Raw genomic sequence first — 26,508 nt, forward strand, 5'->3', positions numbered from 1 at the left:
CACCAATGGAATATCGTCACTATTTAACTGCAACAGTTGCATAAAATAGCGCCAATCTGTCGATTGACGCTACATACATCTTTATATTATTTCCACTGTCTATTTGACAGGGGGCAGTTCACCAAATGGACGGTTTTTTTATTTTCTTCTGTCTTCGCCTTAAAAAGCTTGCCAATCAGCGAGTTTTCTTTAGGCACCTCCGCTATATAATTTCATAAGCTGTTGTATAAGCAAATATATAGAGGGGAGACGGTACGACAATGATACAAATCAACAATAGATATGTAACATTCCCACAGCTTGAATCACAAATGATGTTATCGGAATTTGAAAGGAATATTTTGCTACAAATGATCAATAGTCAGGCAATATATTCATACTCATCTATGAACGAATTAAATTTTGAACTACAGATGAGACAGAATATCACCGAAGCTGCAAAATTATTAAATAATAGTGATGCTTCGTTTGCTACGTTTCGATACTCACGAGCAAATCCAAGATATTGGTCTACAGAAAGTAATGGTGCTTTAAGGTTACTACCAGGAGTAAAACCTTCTGTTGCAATTAACGACATTTTTATTAATGGCTCTGAGTATGGATTTGAATGTGCTACTGGTATGGTCATTGTGTTATACAAAGCAGTGATGCAGTCATTAGGAGAAGAGAGATTTAATTATTTGTTTCAGAATTTATACCTATGGGCATGGCAATATGATAAAGATCTAAATCTTATTACTACCCGAAGATTCGACTATTTCCCGGGTGATATTCTATATTTCGATAATCCAGATGTAGACCCAAGTACTCCTCAATGGCAGGGGGAAAATGTTGTTTATATGGGAAATGGACTTTATTTTGGTCACGGTGTTGGAATTAAACCAAGAGAAGGAATGATTGAAGAGTTGAATTCATTTCGCTATCCAGGAAGTATGCGGTCCGCTTTTTTATTAGAACAAGCTACAAGACCAGATTACAAAAAACTGTATCAGTATACTTTGATGTACTCACCACAATATATGTAAGAAAAATATCCTATTAAGTACTATAAAGGTATTTTTTATAGACGAAGTACAAACTCCGCAGGAGCACAAAAAATGAAAGAATGGTTAAATACCCAGTCCACAAACGTCTATCCGCAATAAACTAGTAAGGAAAACATTTCAAATAAACCGTAGAGAGGAAGATGGAATATGAACAATATTAATCCTTATGCTCCTGCAAGCGTAATGCCAGCATCAAATGTAATGCCGGCATATGATATGAATCAACCAGCGTATGAGTCTCCAGCTGAGTATGAAAATTTGGCACCGGCTACCTATGCTGCGAATGAGAACTTAGCACCAGCTAAATGTCATCCAAGAAGAGGAGGATGGCATGGGGCAGTTATAGTCCTTGTATTGTTTATCCTTCTTGTTATTATTCTCAGCAGAGGACTTCTGTTTTAAACTAGTTGAAAAAGAATGATCATTTCACGGAATAGATATGCCCATCTATTCCGTGAAACTCTATATTATTACCTTCTTTTTCTTAGACTGTATATCCGTGTATCCAATTTATGAGTGACTGGGTAGCCTAGTATTGGATAAACTGTTGAATTAGACATTTCATTACCTTTAATTTCTAGATTCTTATTTCATAATACATAGTATGATGTTTCATATTATTTGACTGGACGAATTCACCAATTTACATGAAAATCAAACGAATGCCCCTAGTTATTTGTCCATTTTTTGTTGAGATCTGCTTTTATACAAGTTATAATTGGGCGAATGATATAACGAAAGTATAGGTGATTAGATAGTGATTCGAGTTTTATTTGTTTGCTTAGGAAATATTTGTCGATCTCCAATGGCAGAGGCTGTTTTTAGACATAAAGTGAAACAGAGGGGATTGCATAACTTAATACAAGTTGATTCTGCAGGTACTGGGGATTGGCATATTGGGAATCCACCACATGAAGGAACTAGGGCTATTTTAGATGAATATGAAGTGGATCATGCTGGTTTAAAAGCAAGACAAGTAGTAGCTGGAGATATGGATGATTTTGATTACATTATTGCGATGGATGAAAAAAACTTGAAGGATTTAAAAATTCTTTCAAGAAATAAAGAAACTCAGATTTATAGAATGTTAGAGTTTTTACCTTCAAATGAGATAAAGAACGTTCCTGATCCTTATTTTACTGGTAATTTTAATGAAGTATATGATCTGATTGAGTCCAGCTGTGAGCAACTTTTAGAAACAATGATTAAAAATAAGAAGTGATTTTACATCACTCATCATAAAGCCATCAAAATCCTTGTTGGTTGTCTCAATAAACAGCATTTCACGTATCTACATTCACACAATCAGAAGGAGATTGAATAGCATAAAGTATATGGATGAGAGGGGAATTTAACTTTCAAACTGTGATGTAAATACTGTTGCTTTTAGACTTCTGGATGCAGTCACAAAAGACCAAGGAGCTGTTCATTTAAGTTCCTTGGTTTTTTGTGCGAATGTCTAGGGATACCAGTCCAAGCAAATACGTTAGATTCTTCATAAGATATTGTGAAATGGTATTTTAATTTAAGAAGTTGGGAGGGAAGTTTACAATATTTACATTATAAGGTATAGTTTTAAAATAAAATTTTATTGTTAAACTGTAACAGAAAGGGCGCACATAAGCGCTCTTTTTATTTACGCCCATAGATAAGAGTCCAAGCAACTTCATTAGATTGTTCATAAAATACCGTTGATGTGTGTTAAACAACCAAAGAGAACACAAGTATCCCTAGAATCAATGACTCAAATTGCTGTACGTTCGACAGATCAGCTATCTGTAACTTTTGAAGTGACTTATGAAATATTGCGTAATGGTGAGGTCATTGCAACGATTAATGATGAAATGGATTATGCAAAACCTGGTGGTTTAGAAGATTTTAGACATACAAACTTTCCAAACTTCCCTATAGTAGATAATAACCCAAGAGCTGGAATTAATAAGTATGATCTCAGATGTACATTTGAATCAGGAACAGGCGTAAGGAATATTTTTGCCACATCGCGAAGTCTTAAAGTAACTGGGCGGTAGCAGGATGACAAATGGTAGGAGATTTGAGCTATACCTCTACAAAAACTATTAAAAATGTGTACTCGTCTAAAGATACTTGTCTATACAAAATGAAGTGTGTGAACATAGTATATATCACCTCTTAATAATTGGAGGTAATTATCAAACACTATGCGTTTATTTATCTACTCTACGGTAACCTCACTATAATTTTATGTAGTGAGGTTTATCTATGACCGATTCAATAATAATAAATTTATGAGATGAGTTAAAATCATCCTAAAAAAGGAAAAAAATGCTGATGGACTTTAAAAAATATGCATGTTATGATAGATGACATTGTGTTGCTGGTGTCAGTATTTATTTATAAATGTAATTTATTCTAACCTATATTCGCATCTTGAAATATACGCAGCATCCATAGACAGTAGAAGTGGTGTGCTAAACTTTAAGAAACTGAAATGATTAGTAATAAGTATCCAATTGAAAAGATGCACTTATCAACTTTAAATTTTTTCCAGTTACTTAATAATTTGTTAACTACTAAGCACCTTATCTTCTAATTGGGTGCTTTTTGTATTCTAAAAAAACAGATTCTTTTTAGAACAAACTACACATAGGTAAAATATGTAAATAGCCCACTCATAGTAGTGCTTTTAATTATGAAATAGAATTGATAAACACGGATATTCAAACCATAGAAATATATGAAATTAATCCTGCCCCATGTAACTCAAGAATTGATTTACAATCAGGGGATATGTATTGGAATCTAATTATTTTATTTTGAGGAGGAACAAAGAATGAAGGAATATCTAGTCACATTTAAAAATGGAAAGGAGATAATTATATTTGGAAGTTTTTTTTTATTTGATGAAACAAAATCAAATAACAACATCTCAGGAGAAAATAACTTTTTAAATGCAAAAGAAGTTTTATGTGTTACAGAGGTTCTATCATCTAATAGTGATGAGGCAGTTATGGATGATCCTATGGTTGTGGAATCAGGGTTGCAATCTACTAAAGGTAATGAAATGAATGATCCTGAGGCTAGACAAAAGAAATTATGGCCGCATCTAAACAATTTATTAAAGGAGTAAAGGGTAAATTTTATTGAGGTTTTGATTGGGTGTTTATTCTAAATATAGGAAAATACACATTTTTTAACAACCATGTAATTTGTCTATACCAGATAAATATTAATTACATACTATATACTATCCCAAATAAAAAGGAGGGGATATTAATGAGTTGTTACGGTGGCGGTTCAAGTAGAAGTGTTGGTATTGTTTTAGTACTATTCATTCTTTTAGTTATTATTTTAATTGCAGCTGGTTCTAAATATTAATATTCTATAAGTATTCTATAATTAATTTCAATGGGGAATCTATCTCCATTGAAATTTTATATCAATAAAATGCACCTAACAGTTTGAGATAAGTGACATTTTAGTGGAATATTACTTGTTTTATCATTAAATACATACTATATACTACGTTCATTATTAGGTTGTATATAGTGCTGAGTATTTTACAGAGAGTTGCACCGCTACAATAAACTTTTAAAAATGTGTAATTGTCTAAGGATACTTGGCTATACAAAATGAAGTCTCCGAACATATTATATATCACCTCTTAGTAATAGGAGGTAATTGCGCTCATTTTTATACCTCTATGGACACCTCACTATTATTTCATGTAGTGAGGTTTTTCTCTACGTTAAATTCAAAGCTTTGGTCTTAACAGTCCCCTATGTGAATGAGTCAAACATTCATTAGTTGGAACTGTTCTATTTATTTAAAAGCAATAACTAAGCATTAATCAAAGTCGTATCTTTGCTCTTTAAATGGATCACCATACATGTGATATCCGTTTCTTTCCCAAAATCCTGGTTTATCTTTTTCCATAAATTCAATACCGCGCAACCATTTTGCACTTTTCCAAAAATATAAATGAGGGACGACCATACGGAGTGGATATCCATGCTCAGGAGTTAAACGCTCTCCATTGTGAATTAGTCCTAAAAAAGAAGTTTCAGATAAAAAATCTTCAATAGGTAAATTCGTACTCCATCCATGTTCTCCATGTAACATAACAAATTTTGCAGAATCTTTGAGTTTGATTTTCTTCATGATTTCACTTACAGGAATACCTTCCCATACGTTATCTAGTTTAGACCAAGTTGTGACACAATGAATGTCATTTTTATATTCTTTTCGAGGTAAGTTCATGACTTCCATATATGAAAGTGTGAGTTCTTGCTCAATCTCTCCCATTATTTTCAAGTCCCATTTACTCATATCATTATAATAAGGTACGGTTCCATGATGGAGAACTGGGAAACCTTCTGTTCTGGTTTGTCCTGGTGGGACTCTATTTTCTACATTTTTATTGTCAGACATAATAAACTCCTCCTTACATGTATTCTTCATTTTAAGGTCAAATTTTTGTGGATATTTATTTTGAGAATTGTTCCATTAATAAATGTGTTTCTAAAACTTGTTCAGCACGTACAGTACAGGTTTCCGGGTTATGTAAGGTTTTTAAAAAATGATCTACAACACCAATAAACCCGCGTCTATATAAAATGGTGTCCCAGCTGCCAAAAGGTTTAACCTGATCATCCGATTTAAGGTCATAGAAAGTAGCTAATTCCATGTTGGTTACTTTGACGGACCTACCTCCTCCGTACAGCTCTAAACTTTCCAAGTCAGCCCCTGATTGGCGGTTCATAGCGAAGAATCCAGAGGATGACCCGAATATTAAATGACCAGATGCATTTAATAGTTGATCCTTTTTATTTACATTGCGGGTATATGAGGATACTTCCTTTATGCCTGATCCTAACCATAATAACAAATCTACAATGTGAATGAGGTCATCATATATTGTATGTCTAGCGTTAAAGTTTTGCAATTGTGTACGGTGTTTTTGAGCGATGCAAGTATCGAATCCACCAACTTCATCCATCCATTTTTTAGCTTCCATATATTTTGGGGCAAATCTTCTATTGAAACCTACACAAAGTAGACGTTGTTTTTTCTCAGCTAATTTAACTAATTCTATGGATTCTTTGATGTGATTAGAAAGGGGTTTATCAACATAGACATGTAAATTTCTGTTTAGACATTTTTTTATAATTTGATAATGACTTTCTGTTGCACTATGAACAAATACAGCATCGAGATCTTGAAGAAGAAGCTCATTTATATTTGTATATCCCTTTTTAATACGATATTTATTACAAAGTTGTTTTACTTTTGTTTTATTTCTACTCATGATCCCTGCAATTGTAATTCTTTCATCATGAATAAGGAGGGGAAGGTATACTTTTTGTGCAATGTCTCCTAATCCTATGATTCCCACTTTTATACGTTTCATAATGTATTTTTATTCTCCTCACCATAAAAAAAACATTTATGTGTACATGGCTTTATTTTACCACTATTACGGTTCCTTTCTCAATTTTGTAAATAATAAATATACCAATTAGATTACTGGTTATCAATTCCAATGATGTTCTTATGACGGTAGTTATATTTGATGATTATAGATATGTTCTTTCGATTGGTCAATTCATGCTTAGGTTGGCTTATTGCCTTTATTTGTTTTAATAGACAAAAGGGATTTTAACCTATAAAAAAATCTACTCTTTTTAACAACCTCGTAAGGTCTCATCATTTCATAGTCTTCGTGCTCTAAGATATGACAATGAAATACATACTTTCCTGTATAGGGTTCAAATTTTGTTATGATTCGTATAATTTCACCAGGATTTGAATTCACCGTGTCCTTCCATCCAGTTTCATTTTCTGCTGGAGGTCTTTTTTCACTCGTTAATTTAATTTCCCCTGTTTCCAAAAAAAGATCCTGATCGTATGACTGTCTATCTAATATTTGTACGTTGACTAGATGGAGATGTATCGGATGAACGCTTACGGACGAATTGATGAAGGTCCAAATTTCAGTATCTCCTAATTTAGGTTTTTCTGTCGTGGGTTCATCCCATCGCTGATTATTTATGAGTACAATTCTTCTGCCTATATCATCTAATGACCTTACTAAGGTTAGAACTCTGTTTATTACAGCATCTTCTTCTTTTAGAAATTGAACATTTCTTAGCCTAGCAGGTACTTTGCTCACATCTTTACCCATAAGAGGTAAGGTTACTCGAAATTGCATAATTTGTCCTGTAGTATCTATTGAAATTTCTCCTTCTTTTGGATATTCTTTTGGGGCTAAATTTAACAAAACGATTTTATTTACTTGACTGTCTGAAAAATCTATGATGACATCTGCACGTTCTGCAGGCCCTAAAAGGATCTCTTTCATAATCACTGGTTTTTCTAAAAATCCCCCATCATTTCCAATTTGAATAAAGGGCTGACCATTATCAAGTTTTAAAATGTAATAACGGGAATTGGAGCCATTTAACATACGAAAACGGTATCTTCTGGGTTCTACATCTAAATAAGGCCATACTTTACCGTTTACAACGATCGTGTCTCCAAAAAATTTAGGTGTAGGTTCAAATGCATCAGGTGGTTGTTCAGGATAATATAAAGAACCGTCAGGATTAAAAGTACGATCCTGAATCATTAGAGGGATTTCATATTTTCCTTTAGGAAGAGATAGAGAAAGCTCATTTTTGTCACGAATCAGATAAAAACCTGCTAATCCAGCATAAATGTTTAATCTAGTAATACCAATCGTATGGTCATGATACCAAAGTGTGGTCGCTTCATGTGTATTAAAATAATGATAGACTTCCTGTGTGAAAGCAGATCCTACTTGTTTAAACCCATTTGTAAACCATGCATCAGGATACCCATCACTTGGAGCATGAGTGATCCCCCCATGCACATGAATCACCGTTCTTACTTCAGGGGTATCCCCCTCTGCTCCATGAATGGTTTTATCTACTGAAAAAAGGTGTTTAGGTGGTAATTCATTCATCCACTTTATCTGAATTTTGTCATATTGCTTTACTTCAATTGTAGGGCCAGGATAAAGTCCATCAAATCCCCAAACTAGTGTATCTGGTAAAGAACTGTGCATTTTAGTGTAAAATTGATTCATTTTCATTTCAAAATAATTGATGTCTCCTTTTTTATACAAGGGTTTTACAGTTGGGAGTATAGGTAATTTATCAATGTATTTAATAAGGTTCATTGAAACACCTCACTTTAAGGTATTAAAGTTATTCATTTTTTAGCTTATTAACAGTGTATTAATGGTGTTTCTAAGTCATTCATTTATTAGAAAAACGCTTGACTTAGCACAAAAACTAGAATAGATTATTATTATGGCAAAAAATATCGTATTTTAGCGAAAAATAGTACTTAATACATACAATGAGAATAACAAATACATTAAATTCATTTAAAACCTCAATTTAGAGCTTCTATTACATCATTATCTGAAACTATAAATCATAGTTATCCTACCAAGTTATTTATTAAAATTTATAATAAATAAAAAATAAATATAGTTCATTAGGAGGAGAAAAGAAGTTGGAATTAAAAAGAAAAATAGGTAGAAAATCATTAGTAGTATTGTTAACATTAACAATGATCTTTTCCATGTTTAGTTCAGTATTTGCCGCAGGATCATCAGATATTGATGGACACTGGGCAGAAAAACAATTAAAGCAATGGATCGATAACGGTTTATTAAATGGTTATGGTGAAGGTGTGTATAAACCAAACCAAACGTTAACAAGATCTGAAGCAGCCGCTTTTGTAAACAGAGCTTTTGAACATGAAGAAACAACAGAAGTGAATTTCCCAGATGTAGAATCTTCAGACTGGTTCTATAATGATGTATCTAAAGCATTAGCAGCAGGTTTTATGACTGGTTATGAAGATGGAACTTTTAAACCTGATCAAAACATAACTCGTCAGGAATTAGCAGTGATGATTTTTAGATTACTAGATTTAGAAGTGAAACCTGAAGCAGTAGATTCTTTTGATGATGCTGCTAGTATTGGTGAATGGGCTAAAGGTGAGATCGGTGCATTGGTTGATTTAGGTATCGTATCTGGATATAACAATAAAATTCAACCAGAAGGTTTAACAACACGTGCAGAGGCTATTGTAATGATCCAACGTGCTACAGAGTATCTGTACACATACAGTGAAGCAGGTACTTATGGCCCAGAGGAAGGTATTGATACCATTCTTAGCAATGTTACAGTTACAGCTTCTGGAGTAACATTACAAAACTTAGTGATTGAAGGAGATCTTCTTTTAACCGAAGGAATTGGTGAAGGAGACGTTCATTTAAATAATGTTACTGTAAAAGGTACAACCATTATTTCTGGTGGTGGAGAAAATAGTATTCACTTAAAAGACACTGTATTAGTAACAGTGATCGTTGATAAGAAAAATGGGAAAGTACGTATCGTTGCTGAAGGTAAAACAGATGTAAAAGAAGTAACATTAAACTCCGGTGCGAAATTAGAAGAGTCTGATATTGATGGAGCAGGTTTTGCTGATGTCATTCTTTCTACTGAAATTGCTAAAGATGCTAATGTTGAGTTAGTAGGGGAATTTGAAACAGTGGATGTATTCGCAGCTACAGTAAGTATCGAAATCCCTGAAGGTGCTGTTGAAAGCTTAAATGTAGATGAAACAGCTGAAGGTGTAGCATTAGATCTTGGTAAAGATGCTACTATCGTAGAACTTGTTCTAGATGCTGTTACTGAAGTATTAGGTGAAGGAACAGTTGAAACAGTTGAAGGTGAGCAAGCTGAAGAATCTAATGTTGAGGTAGATACTACACCTGCTGCTGGTGGTTCTGGAACTAGTGGTGGTGGAGATTCAACACCTCCTGCTACAAGTCAAGCAGTAATTAATGATGCTTATGTGCAAGTTATTGACCCTGAAAAAACTATAAATCGTTCAGGCTCATCTATTGATTTTATTTTACAAGGTAACCCTGATCCACAGGATGATTTAGATGATTCAGATAAACTTACAACATTTATTTTGGAATTAGAGGGTGCTGAATCTCTTACATTAACAAGAGATGGAGAAACGGAAACTATAGACTTTTATGATGGGGCTTTAACTTTACCAGTATCATTATTATTGGGAGATAGAGACTCTGATAAAGATGGTGTTAGAGTAGATACAATTAAAGAGTGGCCAATAAATTACCCATCTCCGTTCGATACATTAAGCACAGATGCATCTGTTAAGTATACTAATGGTGATTCTACAGAAGTTTTTAGTTTAAAACTTACTTTAGGAACAACATTAAATTTTGAAAGTGGTATAGCATTTAATAGTGTATCTTTAGGGTTTGGTGAAACTTTCCCAGCATTGAAATCAGGTGATTCTTATACATTTGATATTGATAATAAATATAATGACTATAAAGTTTTAACTTTTATCATTGAAGCAGATAATGCTAAAAAAGTTAATGTTACACTCCCTTTATTAGATGTTTTAGATCCTCCAGATGCTTTTAAACAATATTATTTTAATGCAGATGGAATAATTGCTATATCTGTACCAGAGTTGTTGGGATTGGATGATGCAGGTAGCGATGGCGTGTCTGTAGGTATTATCAAAGATCAGATTGATTCAATTACAGGGAATATTTATGACAATTCAAATGTTTCAAAATCTGTTACATTAGTAATTAACTAATAATAAAATTAATGTATTTATCTAAAGGCTCTAGTCCAATGACTAGGGTCTTTTTCAATAGTATAATAAAATAAATGATGTGTTCTGTATCTTATTCTTTATTCCAAGAAACAAGGTGAAAGTATGACAATCAACATTCAATTCTATCCTCTGGGTGAGCAAGCTATTGTGGCGAAGTTTGACTCTGAATTAAATGAAAATACATATGAACAAGTTTGCAATTTTTCTAGATCCTTAGAACAAAACCCCATCATTGGAACAATAGAGACTGTACCTACCTTTACTACAGTAACGATATATTATGATCCTTTCGAATTAGTAAGAGCATATCAATCAAAAGATAATAATATCAATAAATCTACCCAATCATCCTATAATATAATACTTGCTCTCATCCAAGATAGAATAGCTAAAATGAAAAAAAATATCACTATAGAACATCGAACCATAAAAATCCCCGTATGTTACGAAGGAGATTTCGCTCCTGATCTTGAATACGTAGCAATGTACAATCAACTCAGTACAGAAGAAGTTATTCAAAATCATTCTGAAGGAGAATATTTAGTATACATGTTAGGTTTTGCCCCTGGGTTTCCTTATATGGGTGGTATGTCTAGTAAAATAGCCACACCAAGACGGAGTGAACCTAGAGTATTGGTTTCAGCAGGAAGTGTTGGCATAGCAGGAGAACAGACAGGGATTTATTCATTGGATTCTCCTGGTGGTTGGCAAATTATTGGAAGGACACCTTTGACATTATTCCAACCTGAAAATGAGAGTCCTACTTTATTGCGAGCAGGAGACCGCATTCAGTTTTATTCCATCTCCATAGATGAGTATACTGTACTTGAGGAGAAACAAAAATGACCTTAAAAATATTAAAGCCAGGAATGCTCACGACGATTCAAGATTTGGGAAGGGTTGGGTATCAAAAATATGGAGTAGTAGCAGGTGGAGTAATGGACTCTTATGCTGCTAGAATAGCCAACTTGTTAGTTGGGAATGAAGAAGATGCTGCTGTTATGGAGATGTCAATGATCGGACCATCTATTGAATTTCAAGAAGACTCACTTATCTCCATTTGTGGAGGAGATCTATCAGCAATAATTGATGGGGAAAGAGTGCCAATGTGGCGTCCTATTATCATAAAAGCAGGTAGCTGCCTACAATTTAGTAACGTTAAATCAGGTTGTAGAGCGTATCTATCTGCAGCAGGTGGGATATCAGTTCCAGAAGTTATGGGCAGTAGCAGTACATATTTAAGAGCAGCAATTGGAGGGTACGAGGGGCGAGCTTTAAAACAAGGAGATTTAATCTCAGTCCATCAATCTGATTACATAGGGAATACTAAAATACAGTCCTTTTTACAACTTTACTCTACTTCCTTAAAATCATTTATCCCTCTACCTTGGTTTGTAAGTGAATATAGTTTACCAGCTTATCAATCTCAGGTGATGATTAGAGTGATGAAAGGAAGAGAGTTTGAATTATTTCAAGATGAAAGTATAACTTCTCTATTGAGTGAGACTTTCACTATTCATCCTCAATCAGATAGAATGGCCTACAGATTAAACGGGGCTCAAATTCAACTTAAAACTAATTTAAATATGATTTCAGAAGCCGTTACGATGGGTACGATTCAAGTACCACCAGATGGATTTCCTCGCATATTATTAGCTGACAGACAAACTACAGGTGGTTACCCACGTATTGCACAAGTTGCTTCAGTAGATCTCCCATTAATTGCTCAGCTAAAACCAGGAGACTCCTTAATGTTTCAGGAGGTTACTTTAGAAGAAGCAGAGTTTCTATATTTACAGCAAGAAAAAGATATTCATATTTTAAAACTGATGATTAGTGAACGTTGGAGGAGGGGGGATTGAAATGTTATCTGTAGATATCAACTGTGATTTAGGAGAGAGTTTCGGTGTATATTCCATCGGAATGGATGAAGAAGTATTAAAGTTTGTGACCTCAGCAAATATAGCTTGTGGATTCCATGCAGGTGATCCAAGTACAATGCGAAAAACAGTTCAATTATGTTTACAAAATAAAGTGGCTATTGGTGCTCATCCTGGGTTACAAGATTTACAAGGATTTGGTCGTAGAAACATAGATATTACACCAGAAGAAACCTATGAAATTGTGTTATATCAGATTGGCGCTTTAAATGCATTCGTAAAAGCAGAGGGCGGGCGATTACATCATGTTAAACCACATGGGGCGTTATACAATATGGCAGCTAAAAATAGATCATTAGCTGATTCTATCGCTAGAGCTGTTTATGATTTTGATAATCAGTTATTATTGTATGGTTTATCTGGAAGTGAATTAGTCAAAGCAGGAGAACAGATCGGATTACGTTGCGCAAATGAGGTGTTTGCTGATCGAACCTATCAAGATGATTGCGCTTTAACACCACGAAATCAAAAAGAAGCACTTATTGAGGATGCAGAAGAAGCAACAGTACAAGTATTATCAATGATTCAACAGCAAAAAGTAAAAACCGTATATGGGAAAGAAATATCAATACAAGCAGATACCATATGTGTTCATGGGGATGGATTGGAGGCACTGACTTTTGTTAAAATGATAAGAAAGAAATTACAAGAAGAAGGCATACATATTAGCGCAATAAAATAGAGTGAATCATTCGGAAGATATGAAGAAGTATAAGATTATAGAATGGAGAATAACAAATGATTTCTTTTATTAAATGGGTGTTTATATTTATAGTTTTATATTTGATTTTTAACATTGTTAAAGGTGCTCTAAAAATAAAGCGTGTTTTTAATGGAGGTATAGGTTCAAGGCAAATTGATAAATGTCCAGCTTGTGGACAAATCATTCAAGTTCCATCAGGTGAAAGTGATGAATTTTTATGCCCAAAATGTAACACAAAATTAGGACGGACAAGTGATGGGAAGTTACTTATTAAAGTTAACTAATTAGTTTATATGAAATTTGCATAAGGAAAGAAGAAACACTTCATTTATTTTGATAAGACATGTAACGATGGAAGGTGTTGAATGGGTACGAATAACCTAAATGCTTACCTGTTTTAAGTCTTAATTCAAGGTATAAGAACTTAAAACAGAAAGAGGAAGATCAAATGATATACGAGTTAAATCCTAAAGATTACCCTAAAATGAAACCACTATTAAATGGACTAGAGAAACATCCTGTAATCAACGGTGTAATTGATAGAAACAATGTAGGGAGAATTTTTGTTGATCATAAAAACTCTCCGACTGCTGCTTTAATATGGGCTCAAATGGAATTGTTTTATTTGATAGGAAATAGCGAGAACCCTGTTTTTAATTCGCAAATAGAGGGCTTTATTATCCATAGCTTAAAACTAGAAGCACTTGCAATTGGTGACGATTGTTTAAATTTAGAGTTATACCCCTTTCAGTCGTGGGAAAGGAATTTAAATAATATCTTTAAAAACCAGCTAATGAAAGGGGAGAGAGTCCCTTTTAAATTTGAAAAGAAACGTTTTTCATCTTTAGACGTAAAAAGTGTTCCAGATGAATATCGGATATTAAAAATTGACCCAAGTGTAATTTATTTAGACAATGAGAACATGATTTCGAATGAGATAAAGAAATTTTGGGAGTCTCTAGATACATTTTATAATAAGGGATTAGGATATTGTGTACTAAAGAAAGATGAAGTGGTTGGTACATGTATCTCTGCTTTTGTGAGTAATAATGAGTACGAAATTGGAATCAACACATATAAACCAGAACATAGAGGTAAAGGACTTGCTACTGTAATGGCTAGTTTGTTCATTGAAGAATGCCTAAATATAGGTGGGATTCCTCATTGGACGACTGAGCATTTTCGTAAAGACTCCATTGCAATAGCTAATAAGCTCGGATTTAAGCAACTTTCAAATTATCCAATGTATTTCCTTCCTTTTGAGGATCTAGTTTATAGAAGTTAGGTTTTATCTCATGTATTTAATCTCTTGTAATTAAACATAAACCCAATCATAATGTACACTATATATATGTTTTATGATTGGGTGTGTAATGAGAAGAGTACAATATTTGTATGAGGGGGTGTTTCATGTGACAAAAAAACCAACCTTAGATGAACTCTTAGAAAAAGTGACTTCAGAAAATCGCCATGTTGAAATAGAATTAGGATCAGAAGGGAATGAATTAATTTAATGTCAACCCCTGAACGTAGTAGTCCAGTTTATGTTGATTTTCAATCCTCAGTTTGAATAAGCAAATGATTTACAATAAACTCCTCGAATTGTACTAATTTCTCATCAGATTCAAACATCGCTTGCGCCTGAACCTTACTTCCTCCGCCCTTACCATTAAATTGTTCTAAATGCTCTTTAAAGAGAGCTCCACAATCTAAAGAGAACCCGCTGCTTTGTGCTAGTAATAATCGCTTTTCACTATTAGATCTAAAAAGAACAATACTTTCACTTTTAGAAAATATGGTTTTTGTAATGAGTTGTAAATCTTTCATGTTATATTCGTCAAAGGACTGAATAATCAAATGATCATTTTTTTCATTGATAAGTTGTTCTGCTAATGAAGAAAATAATTTCTCTTTTGTTTCTATAAGTTGTTTTTGAAGCTGTTTTTGATCCTGTTCTATTTGCTCAAGTCTTGCTAACAACGTATCTCGATTTGTATTTAATTTAGCTCCTACTGACATTAATACTTGATGAGTTGCATCATAATCCGCCAAAGCTCTATACCCACACTTAAAGTAAAGTCGAATTCCGCCACGGTGTTTTTCAGTTTTTAAGATTTTAATCATTCCTATTTGTCCCGTTGATTCTACATGCGTTCCACAGCAGGCAGACGTGTCAATATCATCTATTTCTACAATTCGAATAGCTTCGTCTACCTCAGGAGTTTTTCGTAATGGAAGTTTTGAGAGATCTTCTTTTCCAACCATATATGTTTTTACAGGTCTATTTTCATAAATGTATAAATTCGTTTGATGTTCGATATGATCTAGTTGTTCTTTGGATAAATGTTGAACATTTAAGTCAATCGTGACGGTATCTACTCCAAGATGGAAACTGACGGTATGTGCATCATACAATTCAATACATACCGCTGATAAAAGGTGCTGACCAGTATGGTGCTGCATGTGTTCAAAACGGCGTTTCCAATCAATTTCACACTTTAAAAGATCTCCTTCAGGTAATTCATCCAAGGTATGATAAATGGCTCCGTTTCTCTCCTGTACATCTAATACTTTTATCCCATTGATCGTTCCTTTATCGGCAGGTTGTCCACCACCTTCAGGATAAAAAGCAGTTTCTTCTAATTGTATGATGTATTGATTGTTTCGTTCATTCATCTCTTTTATGTTTGTTTCCCACATTTTTAAAAATGGATTTGAGTAATAAAGTTTATTTGACATCTTGAACTCCTATTCAAAATAGATTTAATTAAAATTCCTCTTATTGTTTATTTTACAGTAGATGTGAGTAGAAAGTCTAAGGATAGCATCAGTCTTGTTTTTGTTTTTCACGTTTAGTCTGATAAAATGGATATCATAAATCATGGAGGGAAGGGATAACATGACAAATGCAAACGAAGTTTTTGGAGAAACATTAGTAAAATCGTTAAAGGGAGAACGTGGGCATATTCCAATAGAAAGAGCTTTATCTGATATTGATTATGAGCTTGCAGGTAAACAAATTGGTGAATTACCTTACACGATTTATCAATTATTAAGTCATATGCTGTATTGGCAAAGATGGTTTCTTGGTTATCTTGAAGGAGAGCAACCAGTATTACCTAAATCTGCAATGGAATCCTGGCCTGAGGAAGATAAACCTACCAATGAAGAAGAATGGAATAAAATGATCGAAGAGTTACTGTCAGGGGTAGATCAAGCCTGTGAATTTGCAATGAATACACAATTGGATGAACCTTTAGAAAAATGGCCTACAGAACCGAAAGCAGGGATTTTGAGAAATATGGCTTCACATAACTCATACCATTTAGCAGAAATCGTATTAATTCGTAGAATTTTTGGAGCTTGGCCACCACCAGGTGGGGGATATCCTTCATAAATATAGATCTAAATTTACATTACTAAAAATAACTTAACTGAACCGCAAATTTGTAACCCACATAGCTGAAATGATATATGAAAATGATGATCATTTATTGAATCACCTTCATTCAGGGATTACTTATTTGTGGTTTTTTTGTGCGTCAAAATGTTCTGTTTTACAAGAGGAAATTCTCAGTCTAAAGTTGTAGTTTTGTTCATCCTATTAGTCGATGTGATAGATACAAACATAAAGTAAGATTTAAGTATAAGTTATCAATTAGGAGGAATTAAGTATGAGACAAAACAATACATTACCGATTATGGCTGGTCTATTAGGAGCTATTATTGTAGGTTTAAGTTTTTTATTTTTAAAAAATATTGTAAACGAAGCTTCAGCATTATCTATATTATCCTATCGTTTTACAATTGCTTTTATGGCAATGACGGTTTTTATTTTATTTAAAATAGTTAAAGTCAACTTTCGAAATAAACCTGTACTTCCGCTTATTTTATTTTCACTCATTCAGCCTGTGCTTGCTTTTTCTTTTCAAACTTATGGCATGAAGTATGCTACATCAAGTGAAGCGGGTATTATCACAGCCTTGCTTCCGATCTTTGTTATGGTATTTGCTTCGTTATTTTTAAAGGAAAGTACGTCGTTGATCCAAAAAGGTTCAATTTTACTTTCAGCAGGTGGTGTATTATATATCGGTTTCATGAGTGGGGTAGAAGGGGGATCAAACCTCATTGGATTCATTCTTATTCTTTTATCCGTTATATCGATGGCATTTTACTCTATTCTTGCTCGCAAATACTCAGAGCAATTTTCCCCCTTAGAGTTGACTTATGCCATGATGGGTATAGGTATGGTCATGTTTAATATTATATTATTTGTGTCTCCTGATAAAGCAGACTTTTCGTTATTTCTTGAACCAAACTTTATTTTATCTATTTTGTATCTAGGGGTTTTTGCATCCGTTGTCTCTTCATTTTTAACAAACTATATGATTGCAAAAATGGGAGCATCTCGATCAGGTGTCTTTGTGAATCTTTCAACAATTGTAAGTATTGTCGCAGGGGTTTTCATATTAAACGAAGCTTTTTACACGTATCATATGATCGGTACAATTTTAATCATTGTTGGGGTTATAGGAGCCAATATGAAAGGTTTTAACAATAAATCCTTGTCCAACAAAGGTAACAACGTAATCCATGGAATTGCTGTAAAAGATTAAACGATTTGAAGATGTTTTTTAAAATTCTTAAAAATGAACTTAATGTTGAAATGACATGAAATTGAATTCTATATAAATTGGTTATGGAGTGGTTGATATGAATATACAAAAAACACCAGATTGGGTTTCTCAATATTTAAAAAAGTTGCATTTAACAATACCGGAATCTCCTTCATATGAGTTTCTGGAATTGTTTTGCAAGAGGCATCTTTCTACATTACCTTTTGAAAATGTGAGTAAATTGCTTGATTTTTCTGATTATAGAACAAACCAGTATTACATTCCCCCAATAGAAAAGTATGTAGAGAATTTATTTAATGATTTTGGAGGAACTTGCATCGTATTAAATCCTTATGCTCAAAAATTGTTATCGTGTATAGGATATGATTGTGATCTAGTACTGTTGGGTTCAGGTCATACAGCTATTTTAGTGAAATTACCTGAATTTCCAGCTGAACGATTATATATGGATTTTGGTGGGGCCGCGCCAATTTTTAGACCAGTTAGGTTTGAAAATAGAAAAAATTCTTCAACTTATGGACCAGATGAAATTCAAATACTTCCAGATGACGAACAAGAAGGTTATTATCGTTTTACTAGATATCGTCATGGCAATTTTGTAAATAATGCTTGGATTTTTAATCCAGATAACACTTGTTCTGCTCAAGATGTTAATGAGGTTATAAAGAACTCTTTTAAAACGGATGCTTTTTTTATGTCCAAACTTCGTGTAGATCTATTTCAAATAAAAAATGGGCGAACACTATCTCTAAATAATAATAAACTTTCGATTAGAACTTTAGATTTAAAAGAAACTGAAATAAAGTTGAGCAGCGTTGAGGAAATAGAGAGTGTGATCCATAAAGAATATTCTTTGCCAAAGCTTCCTGTGAGAAAAGCGATTGAAGTATTAGAGGGATTCGGTATAGATATTTTTCAAGAGAAATGATCGGTTGACTTTTACGGATGGATATGTTAACTTGTATAAGTTGTTGCTTTAAAACCTCAGATTGTTCCTCATTAGGTATTAATCCTCACCATATGATTCAAATTCTCATAACCCTAATAGAGTTTGTAAGTATTACTGATTCACACTGGCGCGGTCATCGGAGCCGCAAGGACAAAAGAGAGGTAGGGCTTTTGTTGTTTTAGGTTATACAAAAAATAAAATGGTATACATTTTAAAATATATGGAACTAAGCAACACTCAAAAGCTGATATTCATACATGAAGGTATGAAATATCAGCTTTTTTAACTTATGAATGAATCAATCTTGAAGATATGTGTATTTTAATTATTTTCTAACTTTTTTATGCCACTTAGTAAAACATTTAACTGGCTTTTGTGATATTCAATGCCGATTTCAAGACTGATCTTTTGTGTATCTGACATATTTACGGAGTACTTAGTGTGCATTTGTTCAAGTTGTTCTATCGTATTTTTATTTTGTGAGATGGCATTATCGATGGTATTAAATAATTGGTTTTTATCCATAAATTCTCCAAAATACAGTCTCATACAAATATCAGAGCGTATATTATCTCTCTTTACTTCACTTTGCAGATAATTCTCAAAAAGTTCTTCCCCTTTTGTTGTGATCGAAAATAAATGCTTATTTGGTTTACCTTCTTGAATTAAGGTCTTTTTAAAGATATATTCATTTTCTTCTAGTTTTTTTAATGTAGGATACACGCTGCCATAACTGGAATCAAAAAAAAAGGAAAACTCCTCTTCGAATTTTTTTTTAATATCATAACCAGACATATCCTTTGTTTTTAATAATCCTAAAATCACATCTTTTGCTTGCATTTTGTTCTCCTTTATCTATTGTTTTATTGATTCAGTTGATTGATTCTGTTCAACTCCAGTGCACCATAAAACCCATATCATAAGCAGTGGTTGTAGAGCGAGTCGTATCCACAAGTAGGTTGGATTACTTGGAATGGCACCAGATAATTGTGTGGCATATAAAGCATTGTTTAGATTAGCAGGAAAAACTGCAATAAAATAAATAACCAGTAGAATCCCCGATATTCTTTTAAAGCGTGGAATAAGGAGACCTACTCCGAAAAGGATCTCAAACACACCTGTCATATACACAATGGCTAATTTAAAAGGGATTATAGAGGGGATCATTTTTAGCATATCATCCATTAGCACAAAATGACTAATACCAATAAAAATAAGCATAATAGACATCGAATAATTCCCTATCTCTCTAATTGTTAAAGCTCTAGGTAGAAGACCTATTGTAGATAAAATAAAAAAAACAGAAAAGCTGATAAACATGATGATGAATGGAATCATATGGTTTCTCCCTTAAAAATTATTATTAATATTATTAATATACATAATATGAATAATAAATACTACTACATTTCTAAAAAAGTTTTAGAATATAAAAGAAAAACCATTCGAAAATGGGTTCATTCTCGAATGGTTTTCACGGATTGGTTCTACTGGTTTGTATGAATCTGATTCATTGTTTTATCAATTAGTCTGATTGTCACAGTAGACAAACATAGCTTGTTTCATAAATTCAGCTAAACCTTGTTTGTGTTTATCGATGTTTTTCGTAAATCGTTCATCTGAAACGTACATATCTCCAAGTCCTCTGAAGATGTCAACCGTACATTCGTAATAATATTTAGTAATATGCTGTCTCCATTCGTGTATCGTATCTTGAGTTTGTTCATCCTCAGGAGCAAATTCCATTCTTGAAGCTAACTTTTTATATATACCATTTGCTTCTTCAGTGATATTTTTCCAATCTTCTTTCGTATAATTTTTCGTTTTCTCTGCCGTTTTTTTATAGGTTTCACCGTAATTTTGTTTCGCTTCATCAGCATATTTTACTTGATGTTCTTCAATTTCTTTCATGTCAAACCCGTTAAACATCTCTTTGTTTTCCATTTTAATTCCTCCTTCAATTGACTCTAACGTTTTATTCACCGTTTTGATCATTTCCTCGATGCGGTTTTTCTTTTTTAATAACACTTCTTTGTGAGTTTTAAGAGCCTTTTTTCTGTCAAAGTCAGCTCGATCTAAAATCTCTTTAATTTCCTGCAGACTAAAATCCATTTCCTTAAAAAATAAGATTTGCTGCAGTCTTTCGAGGTTTTGATCAGTATAAAGTCGATATCTGGCCGGAGTAGTTGTTTCAGGTTCAAGCAGTCCAATGCGATCATAGTGGTGAAGTGTGCGCACACTTACACCTACAATGCTTGAAACTTCTTTTACTTTATACATGAAGTATCACCTCCAAATTCATCGTAAGCTATGACGTACGGTTAGAGTCAACAAAAAGATAAAAAATTTATTTTTGAAAACACACTAAGAGTAGTAGTGCAGACCACAGGCATTGGTTCGTACTACTACTCAATGCGTATACACGGATTGACATTCGTCGTTTTCAATCTGGAAAGAGCTGTTATATATTATGATTCAAAATATGATTAGGCTGAGGCGGTTTGTCCAGAATCATTTGATTGATTATTACGATAAATTAAAAACACAACCTTATCACAAATGTCATAAAGTTGCGTCCATCGCATGTGTTAACAAATTGTTGAAGACCGTCTTCTATTTTGTTGCACACAGCGTAGACTATGACTACAGATTCGCAGCTTCATCATAGTTATACATTTCATTTTAACATAAACTAACCTAGTGTAAAAAAATGAATTATCCTAGGTTAATTTGTGTTTTTTTGAAAAATGGAAACTAAGATTTTTGTTTTTATTAAAATAAATCCCTTGATAACACGCTACATCAGACTATTTATTCTAAATACCCATACAAAATCAATCTTGTTTGCATTATATAAATATATACAAAAATAAGTCTGACAAAGAAAAGAGGTGAATAATCAAATGTCATTTAAAAATAAAGTAGAGGTCAAACAATTTGAGTTTGTTACTCCTGTAAATACTCCTGATATAATAGTGGATATGATTTCTACTGATCCTACTAAACCTACTGTAGTAACAAAGATTACTTTTGACTGTTTAAAACCAGGAGATCGCATCTGGTTAAACAGTATTTTTCATTTAACTAATAATACGGGTCCGAATTTCGAACCTATCATAGATCACAAAATATTAAAAAATAATGAACAGATTTATACAGCGAAAACTGAAATTGATACTCCGGGGGACGATTCTGAGGGGCAAATATTTTTACAAGAAACTGTAGATGTCATTGATTCTTTAGAAATAAATGTAACCTATCAGGTAGTTGTGAGTGCATCTACGGAGGGGGGAATTGCTTCAGATGTTTCTTTATTGGGTCCCATTGCGTTTACAGGTACTCTTTTGGACGATGGGAAAGACGGTTTTTCGTTTCAAAAATTAGAGGTCAAACAATTTGAATTTTCCCCTCCTGTGAAGACTGATGATCCAATAGTAGATATGATTTCTACTGATTTTGATAATCCTACTGTTGTGACAAAAATTACTTTTGATTGTTTAAAACCAGGGGATCGCATCTGGTTAAACAGTATTTTTCATTTAACTAATAATGCGGATGATGAACCTATCATAGATCATAGAATATTAAAAAATAATGTGTCTATTTATACTGCAAGAACCGAAATTGATGGAGGTGTAGCTAGAGATTCTATTGGGCAAATATTTTCACAACAATACGTGGATGTGATTGACTCTTTAGAAAAAAATGTAACCTATCAGGTAGTTGTGAGTGCATCTACGGAGGGGGGAATTACTTCAGATGTTTCTTTATTGGGCCCCATTGAGTTTACGGGTACTCGATATGTCGATGGGAAAAAGGGTTTACCCTTAAATAAAGTAGAGATTAAACAATTTGAATTCGTTACTCCTGAAAAAGAACCAACCGAAGTAACGGAGATTGGTAACTCTACTAACCCCACTGCTGTTGCAAAAGTTACTTTTGACTGTTTAAAACCAGGGGATCGCGTCTGGTTAAACAGTATTTTTCATTTAACTAATAATCAGGATAATAACCTTCTCATAGTTCACGCCATATTAAAGAATAATGAACAGATTTATACAGCAAAAACTGAAATTGATACTCAGGGGGACGATTCTGAAGGGCAAATATTTTCACAAGAAACTGTAGATGTCATTGATTCTTTAGAAAAAAATGTGACCTATCAAGTGATTGTAAGTACACCTAGTATAAATGGTACGGATGTTTTTTTATTTGGTCCTATTACTTTTACGGGTACTCGATACGTTGTACGGAAAAAGGGTTTTGGGTAATATCTTTTGAATTTAAGGTGAGAAGTTATATTAGGGAAGAGTGATTTTAATAAAACATAAACATAATATTAATTTTTAAATTATACTTGACTAATCGTAAGAATAGACCGCCTTTATTTAAAAAAGCGGTCTACCTTAATGTTTACTTTATTTCTCTTCCTCTTCATCCTTCCAAGTCTGTGGATGATTATCACTTATGTATTGAACAGCCGCTGCATTGGACTCAACCTGTTTCACATTTTTACAACCTGGGATAACAGTAGTGACTGCTGGATGTTTGAGACACCATGCTAATGCCCACTGTGCCATATCCATCTTTTCAGGAACTTCGTATTGTTTGATTTCCTCAACGATTTTTAGCCTGTCATCTCGATCTGTATGTCGATGTCTTACGTCTGTCTGACCGAACTCAGCACCTGGTTTATATTTTCCACTTAAATAACCGCTGGCTAATGGGACTCTAGCTAATACACCAAGATCTTGTTCTTGACAAGAAGGGAAAACCTCATTTTCTGGTTTTCGATCTAATCGATTGTATACAACCTGGATCGCTTTTGCGTTTACTTTCGTTGCGTTTTTGGTTTGATGTATGTTTTCGTTGCTACCGATAGAAATTCCAAGATGACGAATTTTTCCCGCTTGTACTTGTTTATCTAAAGCTGTCCACAATTCATCATTATCGAAGTATTCATCGGTACCAGAGTGGAATTGATACAGATCGATATAATCCGTTTGAAGAGCCTTTAAAGAGTCTTCCAATTGTTTAATGACCTGATCGGCACTCCAAACTTGATCACGTTCAAATAAACCGTTAAACTTATGTCCAAATTTAGTGGCCACAACCCAATCTTCACGTTTTTCATTTTTTAAATATTGTCCAATTAATGATTCCGATAAATGATCACCATAACATTCGGCTGTATCAATGAGATTGATGCCAACCTCTTTTGCTTTTTCTAAAATTTGAGCTGCTTCTTGCGCTGTATAGGTTTCACCCCATTCGCCACCAAATTGCCATGTCCCTACTCCAACAATAGATACTTTTAAATCCGTTTTTCCAAGACGACGATATTTCATGTATTTTCTCTCCTCTAAATACAAAGATTATAATTACATACTTTTTAGACTACTCACGATATATTCTGCATCTTCTCCCACTCCTCCAAGGAGGGCAGAAGGTCTTTTATGTAACCAAGGTAACCCAATAAAAAACAACCCTGGAACTGAAGAAACTCCTCTTTTGTGCAGTGGGTTTCCTTTTTGGTTAATTACATTATTTATTTTAATCCATTCGAAGTTCTGTGTAAAACCTGTTGCCCAAATGATATTATCTACAGTTAATGTTTTTCCATCTTCAAATGTAACCTCATTTCCGTTTATAGATGTTGTTTTTGCAGTCAGTTTCACTTTATTATGTTGAATAAGTTCTTTTAATTCAGTCCCCATGATGGGTTCAGGTTGTTTTTTGATCCATTCTCCAAACTTTGTTCCTGAACGAAATACATCATAGATTTTGAGTGTTTCAAACCACCAAAAGACACTCTTACCTGCAAACTTATGTGGTGAAAATTTTAATTTTTGACTAGTTGAGAGATATACATCATGTGTGTTATGAAGTTCTACAGCAATTTGTGCTCCAGAGTTCCCTGCTCCTACTATTAATGTTTTCCCTTTGTTAAGTTGCTCTGGATTTTTATATTGTGAGGAGTGTAATTGTATGATTTGTTCATCCAATCCTGAATCATTTAATTTAGGGATAAAAGGAATTTGAAATGGCCCTGTTGCAATGACAACTATTTTTGAATGATATGTTTTATCATTTGTTACAGTAATAAATCGATCGGTTTCCTTTGTTAATTGTGTAACCTTGGTATTCAGTTTAACAGGGATGGAAAATTGTTTTTGATATTGTTTTAAATAATCTGCGGTTTCATTTTTGTTAGGGTATCCATTAGGTTCTCCTGGAAATGGGAAACCGGGTAAACTACTATATTTTCTAGGTGAAAATAAGATTAACGAATCGTAACGTTTAACCCATGTTTCTCCTATTTGTGAATTTTGATCTAATAATAAAAAAGATAGATTTGATTGCTTTAAATAATAGCCTAAAGCTAAACCTGCTTGTCCCGCTCCTATGACTATGACATCGAGTTTTACTGATTCACTCACGAAATTACCGCCTTCCCATAAAAAAACATTTGCGTTTTATATTAAGTCATGGTATATTAGTTCTTGTCGCAACAAAAGGTATTGAACAATAACGGGACGTAGCTCAGCTTGGTAGAGCACTTGGTTTGGGACCAAGGGGTCGCATGTTCAAATCGTGTCGTCCCGACCATTAATACCTTACATGCGGGTGTAGTTCAATGGTAGAACTCCAGCCTTCCAAGCTGGTCGCGTGGGTTCGATTCCCATCACCCGCTCCATTACATATTACTATCAATTCAGAGCATAGAAATGTTCTGTTTTTTTGTTTCTAAACATTTGTATATGAACACTTATTCATATATTGTATATTAACATTTTTATATTATCAAGTGTACCAAGCATTAAAATAGTATTGCAAGTGAATGTAAGAATCATGTATGATTTTTATATATTGTGAAGGCTTTAATTATTAAGAAATGGGGATGAAGCTGATGGACAGAAGTACATTAGGTAGGTTCACTAAAATCACAGCAGTGGTGAGTTTAGTCGTTATATTATTAGTTATAAATGTTGTACAATATTCTAAGAACAATAGTATAAATGAATTGAACGAAGATATAAACAAACGGTTACAATTAAGTGAAGATGAGCAAAATACATTAATGAATGAGAAAGCAGCAACTGAAAAGGAATTATTAAAAGTTAAATTAGAAAATGACAAGTTAAGAAGTGAAATAACAGATTTGAATACTGATATTGAAAATTTGGAAATATTAGATTCTGCATCCATTCAAGAATTAAGTTGGGTTGGCATTGATGATTCTGAGGACATTATAACAGATTTATATGAACATCCAGAATTGATTCCTTTTGATGGTGTCTTGGGTGGTACAATGTTTTTTTACAAAGCAACAGTTATAAACTATAAATGGGTTTACGCACATTTTGAAGATGGACATATTCATGGTGTAGGATTATATGAGTTTGAAGTAGATCATAATAACCAGATTACTTGGAAGTTAATTGATGCATTTTTATCTGGAGATTAGAAGGGATAGTTGAAATAAATCACAAATAAGTCTTAATTTACTTGCAATTTATAACTTATTTTCATATAATACCGTTATTGA

26 protein-coding genes, 2 tRNA genes and 1 pseudogene are annotated in these 26,508 nt (G+C 33.4%); 20 read left to right on the top strand and 9 right to left on the bottom strand.

Annotated elements, in window-relative coordinates; all coding sequences use genetic code 11:
• Positions 1 to 260: 260 nt before the first annotated feature.
• The 6 genes from EPK97_RS13000 (at position 261) to EPK97_RS13025 (ending at position 4,403) form a co-directional block, all read left to right on the top strand.
• Positions 261 to 1,025 (top strand): protein-glutamine gamma-glutamyltransferase, encoded by a 765-nt coding sequence (locus EPK97_RS13000; RefSeq protein WP_162037066.1) that lies wholly within the window; start codon positions 261 to 263, stop codon positions 1,023 to 1,025.
• 168 nt (positions 1,026 to 1,193) lie between these two features.
• Positions 1,194 to 1,448, top strand: a complete 255-nt coding sequence (locus EPK97_RS13005) for a hypothetical protein (RefSeq protein ID WP_162037067.1) — start codon at positions 1,194 to 1,196, stop codon at positions 1,446 to 1,448.
• 355 nt (positions 1,449 to 1,803) lie between these two features.
• Positions 1,804 to 2,268, top strand: a complete 465-nt coding sequence (locus EPK97_RS13010; RefSeq protein WP_162037068.1) for an arsenate reductase/protein-tyrosine-phosphatase family protein — start codon at positions 1,804 to 1,806, stop codon at positions 2,266 to 2,268.
• Positions 2,269 to 2,740: 472 nt separating this feature from the next.
• Entirely contained in the window at positions 2,741 to 3,076 is a 336-nt protein-coding gene (locus EPK97_RS13015; RefSeq protein ID WP_162037069.1) for a hypothetical protein, read from the top strand.
• 782 nt (positions 3,077 to 3,858) lie between these two features.
• On the top strand, positions 3,859 to 4,155 hold the full coding sequence (locus EPK97_RS13020; RefSeq protein WP_162037070.1) for a hypothetical protein: 297 nt from the start codon (positions 3,859 to 3,861) through the stop codon (positions 4,153 to 4,155).
• 146 nt (positions 4,156 to 4,301) lie between these two features.
• Complete coding sequence (locus tag EPK97_RS13025; protein WP_162037071.1) at positions 4,302 to 4,403, top strand: sporulation protein YjcZ; 102 nt, start codon at positions 4,302 to 4,304, stop codon at positions 4,401 to 4,403.
• Positions 4,404 to 4,871: 468 nt separating this feature from the next.
• Here the strand turns inward: EPK97_RS13025 and EPK97_RS13030 are convergent, their stop codons facing one another.
• From EPK97_RS13030 to EPK97_RS13040, 3 genes are all read right to left on the bottom strand, one after another.
• Complete coding sequence (locus EPK97_RS13030; RefSeq protein WP_240903816.1) at positions 4,872 to 5,456, bottom strand: sulfite oxidase-like oxidoreductase; 585 nt, start codon at positions 5,454 to 5,456, stop codon at positions 4,872 to 4,874.
• Between the two features lie 55 nt (positions 5,457 to 5,511).
• A complete protein-coding gene (locus EPK97_RS13035; protein ID WP_162037072.1) occupies positions 5,512 to 6,435 on the bottom strand; it encodes a Gfo/Idh/MocA family protein in 924 nt (307 codons plus the stop codon).
• Between the two features lie 201 nt (positions 6,436 to 6,636).
• Entirely contained in the window at positions 6,637 to 8,226 is a 1,590-nt protein-coding gene (locus EPK97_RS13040; RefSeq protein WP_162037073.1) for a multicopper oxidase family protein, read from the bottom strand.
• Positions 8,227 to 8,567: 341 nt separating this feature from the next.
• Here EPK97_RS13040 and EPK97_RS13045 point away from each other — a divergent pair, with 341 nt between their 5' ends.
• From EPK97_RS13045 to EPK97_RS13070, 6 genes are all read left to right on the top strand, one after another.
• Positions 8,568 to 10,709 carry an S-layer homology domain-containing protein gene (locus EPK97_RS13045; protein WP_162037074.1) on the top strand — a complete coding sequence of 714 codons (2,142 nt, stop codon included), beginning with the start codon at positions 8,568 to 8,570 and terminating at the stop codon, positions 10,707 to 10,709.
• Positions 10,710 to 10,832: 123 nt separating this feature from the next.
• Positions 10,833 to 11,576: a 5-oxoprolinase subunit PxpB gene (pxpB, locus tag EPK97_RS13050; protein WP_162037075.1), complete on the top strand. Its 744-nt coding sequence runs from the start codon at positions 10,833 to 10,835 to the stop codon at positions 11,574 to 11,576.
• Positions 11,573 to 12,592, top strand: coding sequence for a 5-oxoprolinase subunit C family protein (locus tag EPK97_RS13055; protein WP_162037076.1), 1,020 nt, complete (start codon positions 11,573 to 11,575; stop codon positions 12,590 to 12,592). Before pxpB ends, EPK97_RS13055 begins: the two co-directional genes overlap by 4 nt.
• Before the next feature lies 1 nt (position 12,593).
• Positions 12,594 to 13,352: a LamB/YcsF family protein gene (locus EPK97_RS13060; RefSeq protein ID WP_162037077.1), complete on the top strand. Its 759-nt coding sequence runs from the start codon at positions 12,594 to 12,596 to the stop codon at positions 13,350 to 13,352.
• A gap of 56 nt (positions 13,353 to 13,408) precedes the next feature.
• Positions 13,409 to 13,657, top strand: a complete 249-nt coding sequence (locus tag EPK97_RS13065; protein ID WP_162037078.1) for a hypothetical protein — start codon at positions 13,409 to 13,411, stop codon at positions 13,655 to 13,657.
• A gap of 164 nt (positions 13,658 to 13,821) precedes the next feature.
• Positions 13,822 to 14,658 carry a GNAT family N-acetyltransferase gene (locus EPK97_RS13070; protein ID WP_162037079.1) on the top strand — a complete coding sequence of 279 codons (837 nt, stop codon included), beginning with the start codon at positions 13,822 to 13,824 and terminating at the stop codon, positions 14,656 to 14,658.
• A 269-nt stretch (positions 14,659 to 14,927) separates the two neighbouring features.
• On the opposite strand, the gene EPK97_RS13080 is transcribed toward EPK97_RS13070, so the two are convergent.
• The gene (locus EPK97_RS13080; RefSeq protein WP_162037080.1) at positions 14,928 to 16,112 is read right to left on the bottom strand and encodes an alanyl-tRNA editing protein; all 1,185 of its coding nucleotides are present in this window, start codon (positions 16,110 to 16,112) and stop codon (positions 14,928 to 14,930) included.
• Between the two features lie 160 nt (positions 16,113 to 16,272).
• On the opposite strand from EPK97_RS13080, the gene EPK97_RS13085 reads away from it, so the two are divergent.
• The 3 genes from EPK97_RS13085 (at position 16,273) to EPK97_RS13095 (ending at position 18,938) form a co-directional block, all read left to right on the top strand.
• Positions 16,273 to 16,770 carry a DinB family protein gene (locus EPK97_RS13085; protein ID WP_162037081.1) on the top strand — a complete coding sequence of 166 codons (498 nt, stop codon included), beginning with the start codon at positions 16,273 to 16,275 and terminating at the stop codon, positions 16,768 to 16,770.
• 277 nt (positions 16,771 to 17,047) lie between these two features.
• Entirely contained in the window at positions 17,048 to 17,989 is a 942-nt protein-coding gene (locus EPK97_RS13090) for a DMT family transporter (RefSeq protein ID WP_162037082.1), read from the top strand.
• 97 nt (positions 17,990 to 18,086) lie between these two features.
• Positions 18,087 to 18,938 (top strand): arylamine N-acetyltransferase, encoded by an 852-nt coding sequence (locus tag EPK97_RS13095; RefSeq protein ID WP_162037083.1) that lies wholly within the window; start codon positions 18,087 to 18,089, stop codon positions 18,936 to 18,938.
• 342 nt (positions 18,939 to 19,280) lie between these two features.
• Here EPK97_RS13095 and EPK97_RS13100 read toward each other — a convergent pair whose 3' ends face one another.
• From EPK97_RS13100 to EPK97_RS13110, 3 genes are all read right to left on the bottom strand, one after another.
• Complete coding sequence (locus EPK97_RS13100; RefSeq protein WP_162037084.1) at positions 19,281 to 19,799, bottom strand: PadR family transcriptional regulator; 519 nt, start codon at positions 19,797 to 19,799, stop codon at positions 19,281 to 19,283.
• 15 nt (positions 19,800 to 19,814) lie between these two features.
• Entirely contained in the window at positions 19,815 to 20,297 is a 483-nt protein-coding gene (locus EPK97_RS13105) for a DoxX family protein (RefSeq protein ID WP_162037085.1), read from the bottom strand.
• Positions 20,298 to 20,480: 183 nt separating this feature from the next.
• The gene (locus EPK97_RS13110; RefSeq protein WP_162037086.1) at positions 20,481 to 21,239 is read right to left on the bottom strand and encodes a MerR family transcriptional regulator; all 759 of its coding nucleotides are present in this window, start codon (positions 21,237 to 21,239) and stop codon (positions 20,481 to 20,483) included.
• A gap of 128 nt (positions 21,240 to 21,367) precedes the next feature.
• On the opposite strand from EPK97_RS13110, the pseudogene EPK97_RS21900 reads away from it, so the two are divergent.
• Both EPK97_RS21900 and EPK97_RS13115 read left to right on the top strand, forming a co-directional pair.
• Positions 21,368 to 21,627 (top strand): annotated as a pseudogene (locus EPK97_RS21900) (IS110 family RNA-guided transposase); the annotation flags it as partial.
• Positions 21,628 to 21,862: 235 nt separating this feature from the next.
• Positions 21,863 to 23,230, top strand: coding sequence for a hypothetical protein (locus EPK97_RS13115; RefSeq protein ID WP_162037087.1), 1,368 nt, complete (start codon positions 21,863 to 21,865; stop codon positions 23,228 to 23,230).
• 147 nt (positions 23,231 to 23,377) lie between these two features.
• On the opposite strand, the gene EPK97_RS13120 is transcribed toward EPK97_RS13115, so the two are convergent.
• Entirely contained in the window at positions 23,378 to 24,307 is a 930-nt protein-coding gene (locus tag EPK97_RS13120; RefSeq protein WP_162037088.1) for an aldo/keto reductase, read from the bottom strand.
• Positions 24,308 to 24,340: 33 nt separating this feature from the next.
• Entirely contained in the window at positions 24,341 to 25,399 is a 1,059-nt protein-coding gene (locus tag EPK97_RS13125) for an NAD(P)-binding domain-containing protein (protein ID WP_162037089.1), read from the bottom strand.
• Between the two features lie 92 nt (positions 25,400 to 25,491).
• Here EPK97_RS13125 and EPK97_RS13130 point away from each other — a divergent pair.
• The 3 genes from EPK97_RS13130 (at position 25,492) to EPK97_RS13140 (ending at position 26,427) form a co-directional block, all read left to right on the top strand.
• Positions 25,492 to 25,568 (top strand) — tRNA-Pro (locus EPK97_RS13130).
• A 14-nt stretch (positions 25,569 to 25,582) separates the two neighbouring features.
• A tRNA-Gly gene (locus EPK97_RS13135) sits at positions 25,583 to 25,656 on the top strand.
• Between the two features lie 213 nt (positions 25,657 to 25,869).
• Positions 25,870 to 26,427, top strand: a complete 558-nt coding sequence (locus EPK97_RS13140) for a hypothetical protein (RefSeq protein ID WP_162037090.1) — start codon at positions 25,870 to 25,872, stop codon at positions 26,425 to 26,427.
• Positions 26,428 to 26,508 lie beyond the last annotated feature (81 nt).

This window comes from Chengkuizengella sediminis (assembly GCF_010078385.1).
Classification (GTDB): domain Bacteria; phylum Bacillota; class Bacilli; order Paenibacillales; family KCTC-33759; genus Chengkuizengella; species Chengkuizengella sediminis.